Source organism: Xanthomonas sp. BRIP62415, assembly GCF_003993515.1.
Lineage (GTDB): Bacteria > Pseudomonadota > Gammaproteobacteria > Xanthomonadales > Xanthomonadaceae > Xanthomonas > Xanthomonas euroxanthea.
Map to the genome: position 1 here is coordinate 21,137 of NZ_QEZH01000025.1, position 9,387 is coordinate 30,523.

General features: G+C 66.7%; 6 protein-coding genes. 5 read left to right on the forward strand and 1 reads right to left on the reverse strand.

What is annotated here, in order from left to right; genetic code table 11:
* Positions 1-83: 83 nt before the first annotated feature.
* Positions 84-2,483 carry a TonB-dependent receptor gene (locus EO141_RS11695; protein WP_126941971.1) on the forward strand — a complete coding sequence of 800 codons (2,400 nt, stop codon included), beginning with the start codon at positions 84-86 and terminating at the stop codon, positions 2,481-2,483.
* A gap of 21 nt (positions 2,484-2,504) precedes the next feature.
* On the forward strand, positions 2,505-2,639 hold the full coding sequence (locus EO141_RS21840; RefSeq protein ID WP_255437892.1) for a hypothetical protein: 135 nt from the start codon (positions 2,505-2,507) through the stop codon (positions 2,637-2,639).
* A 103-nt stretch (positions 2,640-2,742) separates the two neighbouring features.
* Here EO141_RS21840 and EO141_RS11700 read toward each other — a convergent pair whose 3' ends face one another.
* Complete coding sequence (locus tag EO141_RS11700; RefSeq protein WP_127169275.1) at positions 2,743-3,936, reverse strand: cytochrome P450; 1,194 nt, start codon at positions 3,934-3,936, stop codon at positions 2,743-2,745.
* Between the two features lie 445 nt (positions 3,937-4,381).
* Between EO141_RS11700 and ybaL the strand changes: the two genes are divergently transcribed.
* The 3 genes from ybaL to EO141_RS11720 all read left to right on the forward strand — a co-directional run bounded on the left by ybaL (position 4,382) and on the right by EO141_RS11720 (position 9,192).
* Positions 4,382-6,079, forward strand: a complete 1,698-nt coding sequence (gene ybaL, locus EO141_RS11710) for a YbaL family putative K(+) efflux transporter (protein ID WP_104650239.1) — start codon at positions 4,382-4,384, stop codon at positions 6,077-6,079.
* A 218-nt stretch (positions 6,080-6,297) separates the two neighbouring features.
* Complete coding sequence (locus EO141_RS11715; protein WP_127169276.1) at positions 6,298-7,059, forward strand: aldolase/citrate lyase family protein; 762 nt, start codon at positions 6,298-6,300, stop codon at positions 7,057-7,059.
* Positions 7,060-9,192, forward strand: coding sequence for a TonB-dependent siderophore receptor (locus EO141_RS11720; RefSeq protein WP_127169277.1), 2,133 nt, complete (start codon positions 7,060-7,062; stop codon positions 9,190-9,192). It abuts the gene before it with no gap.
* Positions 9,193-9,387: the final 195 nt, after the last annotated feature.

Below are 9,387 nucleotides of genomic sequence, written 5' to 3' on the forward strand. Positions count from 1 at the left end.
GATCACGCAGTCCGCCGTTCTCTTCCCCCGCACCACACGCAGCGCAGTGCTGCGTCCATCATCCCCCTTGAGTCTCCATTCCCATGCACACCTCCAACGCACTCTCGCTTGCGATCTCGGCCGCGCTCACCGTCTGTACGTTTGCCGCCAGTGCGCAATCGCAGCCTGACCAGCCGCAGAAAACCCTGGATACGCTGATCGTCACCGGCACACGCGTCAGCGACCGCACCGTGGCCGAATCCGAATCGCCGATCGACATCATCACCGAGCAGTCGCTGCAGGCCACCGGCGCGACCGACATCGCCACCGCGTTGGGCAAGCTGCTGCCCTCGCTGAACTTCCCGCGCCCGGCAATCTCCGACGGCAACGATGCTGCGCGCCCGGCCACGCTGCGCGGGCTGTCGCCGGATGCGGTGCTGGTGCTGGTCGACGGCAAGCGCTATCACACCTCCTCGCTGATCAACTACAACCCGTACGTCGGGCGCGGTTCGGCACCGGCCGATCTGAACTCGCTGCCGATGTCGGCCATCGCGCGCATCGAGGTGCTGCGTGACGGCGCTTCGGCCCAATACGGCTCCGATGCCATCGCCGGCGTGGTCAATATCGTGCTCAAGCATGGCGCCGATGCCGGCAGCAATAGCGTGTCGATCAATGGCGGCATCATGGACAAGGGCGATGGCGAGCAGAACGGCATCGACGGTTCGGTCGGCCTGCCCTTCGGCGGCAGCGGCGGCGATACCGCTCCGGGCTGGGTGCGGCTGTCCTGGAACTACCAGAACACCATGAGCACCAACCGCGGCGAAAACACCAACCGCGCCACCACCGTGCCGGGCACGCCCAACCCGGGCGGTGTGCCCTACCAGCGCCACGGCGACCCGGCCTCCACGTTCTACCAGGGGCTGGCCGCGTTCGGCTATGCGTTCTCGCCGAACCTGGAGCTGTACGGCCACCTCAGCATGAGCCGGCGCGAAGTCACCTCCAACGGTTACTACCGCGCAGCTGAAAACACCGCGCGCAACGTGCAGGCGATCTACCCGAACGGGTTCCTGCCGCAGATCTACAACCCCACCAACGACCGCTCGGCGGTGCTGGGCCTGAAGGGCAGCACCGAGAGCGACTGGAATTGGGACATGTCGGCCACCTACGGCAAGAACGACATGAACTTCAACATCCTCAACAGCATCAATACCAACCTGTACTACACCACCGGCAGCTCGCCGACCAACTTCAATTCCGGCGGCTTCGAAACCGAACAGGGCACGATCAACCTGGACGTCAACAAGTCCTTCGACTGGGGCCTGGCGTATCCGGTCAATGTGGCCTTCGGCGCCGAGCATCGCCAGGACCGCTACCAGATCACCGCCGGCTCGCCGGCGTCGTACTTCTTCGATCCCAACACCATCAATCCCGACGACGGTGCCCCATATCCGGGTGGCGCCCAGGTGTTCTCCGGGCTTGAGCCGTCGGTGGCCGGCAAGTTCGGCCGCCACAGCAACGCGGTCTACGCCAACCTGGAAGCGGACATCACCGACAAGCTGTCCGGCGGCATCGCCGGGCGTTACGAAAACTACAGCGACGCCGGCTCCACGCGCTCGGGCAAGCTGTCGGCGCGCTACGCCTTCAGCGATACCTTCTCGCTGCGCGGCACCATCTCCAACGGCTTCCGCGCGCCGTCGCTGGCACAGCAGAACTATGCCTCGGTGGTGACCTTGATCCAGAACGGCGAGCTGGTGCAGGTCGGCACCTACCGCACCTCCGACCCGGTCGCGGTGGCGCTGGGCGCCGGCCCGCTGAGCCCGGAGAAATCCACCAACTACGGCCTGGGCGGCGTGTGGCAGCCGACGGCCAACTTCACATCCAGCCTGGACGTCTACCAGATCCGCATCTGGGACCAGATCCTGTACTCGGACCAGCTGCAGCTGGCGCAGCCGATCGGCCAGGTGGCCGCGGTGCAGTTCTTCGTCAACGGCGCCACCAGCCGCACCCGTGGCGTGGACTGGATCAACAGCTATCTCGCCGACCTGGGCAGCTACGGCAAGCTCAACCTCAGTGCCAGCGCCAACTACAACAAGACCACGATCCTGGAACTGTCCAACCCCAACTTCGGGCGGGCCAGCCAGGGCCTGCTCACCGATGCCACCCCGCGTACCAAGTACATGGCCGCAGCGGACTGGACGCTGGGCGGCTTTGCGCTGAACTTCAACGCCACCCGCTACGGATCGATCAAGCGCATCAGCGACCCGGCCGATGGCAGCCAGGACCAGACCTACGACGCGCGCTGGCTGTTGAACCTGGCCGCCAGCCAGACCTGGAACGCATTCACCTTCACCGTGGGCGCGGACAACCTCACCAACCAGTACCCGACCAAGGCGCAGCTGACCACCGGCTACGACGACCGCGCCGGCGGCCTGCAGTATTCGTCGCTGTCACCGTTCGGTTTCAACGGGCGTTACTGGTACGGCCGGGTCACCTATCGGTTCTAGGCCGCCACGCTCGATCGCAACGTGCTGATCGAACGTTTCGATCAGCGCATCTCTCACGCAAACACCGCCGATCGCTCGGCGGTGTTTGTCGTTGTGGCCATCGCAACATGCGTGCAGCGGCTGTGCCATCTGCCGCAATGGTGTCTGTCCCGTTGAACGCCATAGTGATGGCCCACCGTGCGTCGGCGGCGTGGTCAACGCGTTGCCGCCATCCGTGCAGCGTGTGGGAGGGTTTGTTGGCTGCTATTGCCCGACGACCTCACCAGGAGGCGAGCAGCGCGTCGACACCGCGCAGGTTGGCGCGGTCGTTCCAGTTCAGCGTGTCGCGCTGCTCCAGCCGCAGCGCCGGCAGACGTTCCAGCAGGCAGGACAGCGCGGCCTCCATCTCGATCAGGGCCAGCCGGTTGCCCAGGCAGTGGTGGATGCCGCCGCCGAAGGACAGCGCGCGGCCCTGCTGCCGGCGGATATCCAGCACCTGCGGGTCGGTGAACTGCAGGCTGTCGTGATTGGCCGCGCCCAGCATCAGGTACAGCATGGCGCCCTGCGGAACCGCCACGCCCTCGATCTCGAACTCCTGCAAGGCCGTGCGCGTGGCGATCTGCACCGAGCTGTCGTAACGCATGCACTCGAGCACTGCATTGGGCAGCAGGCTCGGGGTGTCCTGCAGCAGGCGCAATTGCTGCGGGTGCCGATGCAGGGCGACCAGCGCATTGCAGATCATGTTGGAAGTGGTCTCGTGGCCGGCAAAGAACAGCAGGATCACGTTGGAGACGATCTCCTCATCGCTCAGGCGGCGACCGTTGTCCTCGGCCTGGATGAAGCGCGTGATCAGATCCTCGCCGCCATCGCTGCGGCGTTGCGCGATCACGTCGTGGAAATATGCTGCCAGCTGGTCGTAGGCAACACTGGTCGCCTGCAGTTCTTCGGCCGTCATCATCGGATCGAAGACCTTTGCCAGGGCACTGGTCGCATGACTCAGCGCGGTGGCATCGGCCGCATCGATGTCCAGCATCCGGCAGATGATGGCGATCGGCAGCGGGAACGCGAACTCGGTCAGCAGATCGCAGTGGCCGTTTGCCTGGAAAGCGTCGATCAACCCGGCGGCGGTATCGCCGGCCACCTGGCGCATGGCATCCATCTGCCGCGCACCGAAGGCCTGTGTCATCAATCCACGCAACTGGGTGTGCAGCGGCGGGTTGAGCAGCAGGAACATGCGGCTCATGCCCTGAAACAGCGGCAGGTGCACCGCCGCCTCGCCGTAACGCAACCGAATGCTTTGCAGGTAATCGCGGCCGAGCCGGCGATCGCCGAGCAGCCGATCGACCACCGCGTAGCGGCCGGACATCAGCCGCCCGTCCGCCACCTGCACCAGCGGCCCTTCGTCACGCAGCCGTGCGTAGGTCGGATAGGGATCGTGCCGGAAGTGGGGTGTTGCGAAATCGCTGAGATGCATGGCCTGGCTCGTAGGGCATCGCCCGCAACAGGGGCGATGAGGGCGTGGGCCTGCCGGACAACGCAGGCACTCCACTGGGGGCTCCGATTGTCGGCCGCCACCGCGCAGCGGCCTTGCGCAGGGGCGAAGCGGTGTCGTCTATGTTGAATCGGCGTGCCGGGCATGCGCCGTGCATCGCAGCCTGCGCCAGTGCGCGCAGGGCGCTGCGCCAGCGCGCGGAGGTCCGATGCATGCGTCCGCGTGCGTGCATGCGCTGCGTGTCGCATCACGTTAATCAAGCGCTGTGTACTATGGGCGTCCGGCCAACCGGACCAGCAACGCGGTCCTGTTCCCCCGCGCCGGACTCCAGCCATGACCACGCAATGCCCGCAGGCGATGCCCGGCGCAGTGCCGTTGGCTGGTCGCGCCCGCGACGCTCTCTCGGACACTCTCACAACGGATTGGAATGCATCACGACACCAGCCTCATCGACATCATCGCCGTCGGCCTCGCGGTCGCTTTCGTGCTGGGCACGCTCGCGCAGAAGGTGAAACTCTCGCCGCTGGTCGGCTATCTGCTGGCCGGTGTCTGCGTCGGGCCGTTCACGCCCGGCTTTGTGGCCGACCAGACGATGGCCAACCAGCTGTCCGAGCTGGGTGTGATGCTGCTGATGTTCGGTGTGGGCCTGCACTTCTCGCTCGACGACCTGATGGAAGTGAAATGGATCGCGATTCCGGGCGCGTTGGCGCAGATCGTGGTCGCCACGCTGCTCGGCTGGGCACTGGCCTGGAGCATGGGCTGGCCGTTGATGCATGGCCTGGTGTTCGGCCTGGCGCTGTCGGTGGCCAGTACCGTGGTGCTGCTGCGCGCACTGGAAGAACGCCGCCTGCTGGAAACCCAGCGCGGCCGCATCGCGGTGGGCTGGCTGATCGTCGAAGACCTGGTGATGGTGATCGCGCTGGTGATGTTGCCGGCCCTGGCCGAGGTGCTGGGCGGCGGCGCGCCGGCAGCGGCGCATGACGGCGAATCCACCTCGCTGCTGGCCGCGCTCGGCCTGACGCTGTTCAAGATGGTGGCGTTCGTGGCGGTGATGCTGGTGGTCGGCCGCCGGGTGATTCCGTGGTCGCTGGAAAAGGTCGCCGCCACCGGCTCGCGCGAGCTGTTCACCCTGGCCGTGCTCGGCATCGCGTTGGGCGTGGCGTTCCTGTCGGCCACGCTGTTCGGGGTGTCGTTCGCGCTGGGCGCGTTCTTTGCCGGCATGTTGCTGAAGGAATCCGAGCTCAGCCACAAGGCCGCCAGCGATTCGCTGCCATTGCGCGATGCATTCGCGGTGTTGTTCTTCGTCTCGGTGGGCATGCTGTTCGACCCGATGATCCTGGTCGAGCATCCGTGGCAGGTGCTGGCCACGTTCCTGACCGTGACCCTGGGCAAGTCGCTGGCCGCGTTCGTGATCGTGCGTGCGTTCGGCCATCCCACCGGGACGGCGCTGACCATTTCCACCAGCCTGGCGCAGATCGGCGAGTTCTCCTTCATCCTGGCCGGGCTGGGCGTGCAGCTGGCCATCCTGCCGGAAACCGGGCGCGACCTGATCCTGGCCGGTGCGCTGCTGTCGATCATCGCCAACCCGTTCCTGTTCTCGTGGCTGGACCGCTGGCAGGCCAGGCAGGCGCAGGACGCCCCGGCCAAGGTGGAGCCGGAGCTGCCGCCCGGCCCGCCGCTGCCGCTGGACGGCCATGCGATCGTCATCGGCTATGGGCGCGTGGGCAGTGCGCTGGCGCAGTTGCTGCGCAGCCGCGGCGTGCCGGTGCTGGTGATCGACGACAACGGCGATCACGTGGCCAAGGCGCATGCGGCCGGCATTCCCGGCATCCGCGGCAGTGCGGCGGCCGACCGCGTGCTGGCCGAAGCCCGCCCGGAGCATGCCAAGATCGCGATTCTGGCGATTCCGCAGCCGCTGGAAGCCGGCGAGGCGCTGGCCAAACTGCGCGCGATCAACCCGTCGCTGACGCTGCTGGCACGCGCGCACAGCGATACCGAGGTCAAGCACCTGCTCGAACATGGCGCCGACGGCGCCGTGCTGGCCGAACGCGAACTGGCCTACTCGCTGGCCGAGATGGTGATGTCCACCCCGCCGTATCGGGCATTGCGGGTGCCGGCCTCGTAATCGCGCGCGGGACCACGCAGCGCCGCACGAAAACGAAGACCCGCCGGCAGCGCCTGCGGGTCTTTTCTTGTGGCGTGCAGGTGCTTCAGTGCGGAACGGCTCGCACGCCTGCATTGATCAAACTGCGACCAGGGCACCGAAAACTGCCCCTCAAATCCACTTGATAATCATTCCCATCCGGAGCAGGATGAGCGCCCGTTCCATTGGCGGCCTCATCCATGACGTTTGCGGTTGGCGTTCTCAACGCAGTGCCGAGCGTGCAGTTGTGCGAGCTGCTGGGCCGCATCGGCTACGGCTTTGTGGTGCTCGATCTGGAACACGTGCTGCGCGCGCCGGACGACCTGGAACACGCCATCCGCGCCTGCGAGCTGTCCGGCTGCGAGGCCTGGGTGCGGGTGCCGGAAGTGGACGAAAAACTGATCGGCCGGGTGCTGGATGCCGGCGCACGCGGGATCGTGATTCCGCGCGCCGAATCGGCCACGCAACTGGCTGATGCCATCGCCGCGGCGCGGTTTCCGCCGCTGGGCCGGCGCGGCATCACCGGCGGGCGCGTCACCGGCTTCGGCACTGTCGACCTGCCCACCTACATCGCGCAGGCCAATGACGGCATCCGCATCGTGCCGATGATCGAAAGTGCCGCCGGCATTGCGGCGCTACCGGAGATGCTGGCCGTGCCCGGTGTGGCAGTGGTGATGGAGGGCGCACTGGATCTTGCGCTGGATCTGGGCCTGGGCCCGCAGCCGACCCATCCACGGGTGTGGGCGCTGCTGCTGCAACTGCATGCGCACTGCGTTGCGGCCGACGTGCCGTTCTGCCCCAATCCGCGCACCGATGCGCAGCGCGCGCACTGGCTGCAACAACCGGACCTGCGCTGGCTGCTTGCCGGCGAAGACCGCGCGCTGATTCAACGCGCCCTGCGCGCTCACCTGGCCACCTTCGCCGCCCCTACTCCACCACCCGCCCGCAGGAGCACGCCGTAGATGTCGACGTTCCGTTTCCACGCACTGACCATCGCCATCGCTGCGGCCACGTTGCCCCTGCCGCAGTTGGCAGTTGCCGCCGACTCGCCGGATGCGACGGCCACCGATGCGCAACCGCCGATCCGCGCACTGGACACGATCCAGGTGCAAGGCAGCCTGCTCGGGCGCTCCAGGCCCGACGACGTGCAGCGCTATGCCGGCAGCCGGCAGGTGATCGACCGCGAACAACTGCGCAATGACGGCAACCGCTCGCTGGACGATGCACTGCAGCGCGTGCCGGGCATCAAGATCTTCGACGAGACCGGCACCGGCGCGTTGCCGCAGCTGATGCTGCGCGGCCTGTACGAGAGCCGCAGCGGGCGTGTGCAGGTGCTGGAAGACGGCATTCCGCTGGCACTGGCGCCGTACGGGCAGACCAGCCTGTCGTTGTTCCCGGTGGGGCTAAATCAGATCGACCGCATCGATATCGTGCGCGGTGGCGCGGCCGTGCAGTACGGGCCGAACAACGTGGGCGGCGTGATCAACCTGGTCAGCAAGGAGATCCCCAGCCAGTGGAGCACCACGCTGGCGCACAAGGTCACCGCCGGCGGCCAGGGCCAGTTCCTGCAGGACAGCGCGCTCAGCAGCGGCGGCTACCTCAGCGACAATTTCGGCCTGCAGGTCGATGCCAATCGCACCTACGGCGAGTACTGGCGCGCACACAGCGATACCGACATCAGTAATCTGCGCGTGCGTGCGGAGTGGTGGCTGGACGACACCAAGTTGCTCAAGGCCAGCGTGCAGCGCTATCTGGTGGACATGGACCTGGCCGGCGCACTCAGCCCGGACGATTACCGGCGCGATCCGCGCCAGTCCACGCGCCCATTGGACAGCTTCAACGGGCGTACCACGCGTGCGTCGCTGAGCTATGAGCAACTGCTTGGAGACTGGGGGCCGCTGCAGGATGTGCGGTTGTCCTGGACCAACTTCAGCGCGCGCAGCAGCCGCAACTTCATCGTCGGCATGCGCCAGGCCGCCACCGAGACCTGGCGTTCGGACCTGCCGCCGCAACTGCGCCAGACCGCACCGCGCGACTTCCGCGTGGCCGGCAGCGAGCCGCGCCTGAGCTGGACCATGGGCGAGGCCGGTGGCGTGCGCCAGCAATGGACTGCCGGCGTGCGTGCGGTGCACGAGGACATCGATTTTTTGGTCGGCAATCTGCGTCTGCGCGATGGCCTGTTCACCAGCGTGCGCGACTGGCAGTTCGAAGACCGTGCCCTGGCCGCCTACGTCAGCAACGCGATCACCCTGCCCGACGAACGCCTGACCATCACCCCGGGCCTGCGCTACGAGCGGCTGGATTCGCGCTACTTCAATCGCGCCACCGGCCTGCGCACGCGCAACCAGACCCGCGATGTCCTGCCAGGGTTGACGCTGGGTTTCCAGGCCAACGAACAGTGGTTCTTCTATGCGGACGGGCAACGTTCGCTGCGCGCGCCGCAGGTCACCCAGATCATCTTCGGCAACAACCTGGATGCCGAACTGGCGTGGAACTACGAAGCCGGCACGCGCTACCAGCCCAACGACCGCACCCGCATCCAGCTCGGCGCGTATCTGATCGACTTCGACCAGCAGATCCAGCTGGACAACACCACGCGCGTGTTCCGCAACCTCGGCAAGACCCGCCATCAGGGCGGCGAGCTGGAACTGCAATGGAGCCCGCAAAACCTGCGTGCGCTCACCCTCAACGCAGGCTATGCGTATCTGGATGCCAGCCAGGAATCGGGCGCGTTCCGCGGGCTGCGCGTGCCCTACACCTCGCGCAACCAGATCACGCTGGGCGGCAACTACACGCTCGGTCACACCACTGTCGCACTGTCGAGCTACTACTTCAGCAAGGCCTACAGCGATGCCGCCAACACCGTGCAGGAGAACGCCATCGCCTCGGTCGGCGAGCTGCCGTCGTACTGGGTCTGGAACACGCAGGTGAGCCATACGCTGTTCGAACGCGATGGACAGAAATTCAGCGCGTCGCTGGCGATCAACAACCTGTTCGATCGGCAGTACTGGTTCCGCGGTGTGGATACCAGCCCGTGGGGCCGCCAGGCCGCACCGTCGCGCACCGTCACCGCCGGGCTGGAGTACACGTTTTAGGCCTTCGACCCGGCACATGCCGTCGCGACCGACGTACAGGGGCGTCGGTCGGCTGACGGCAACGGCGCTCGCGCTGGCGGGCGCCGCAGACATGACTGCGTGCATGAGGCACGCATCCCTGCCGCAGCATGCGGCATGCGATCACCGTATCGCAGGCCACCCACCGCCATCGCGGCGCCAGGCAGCCCGTTTCAG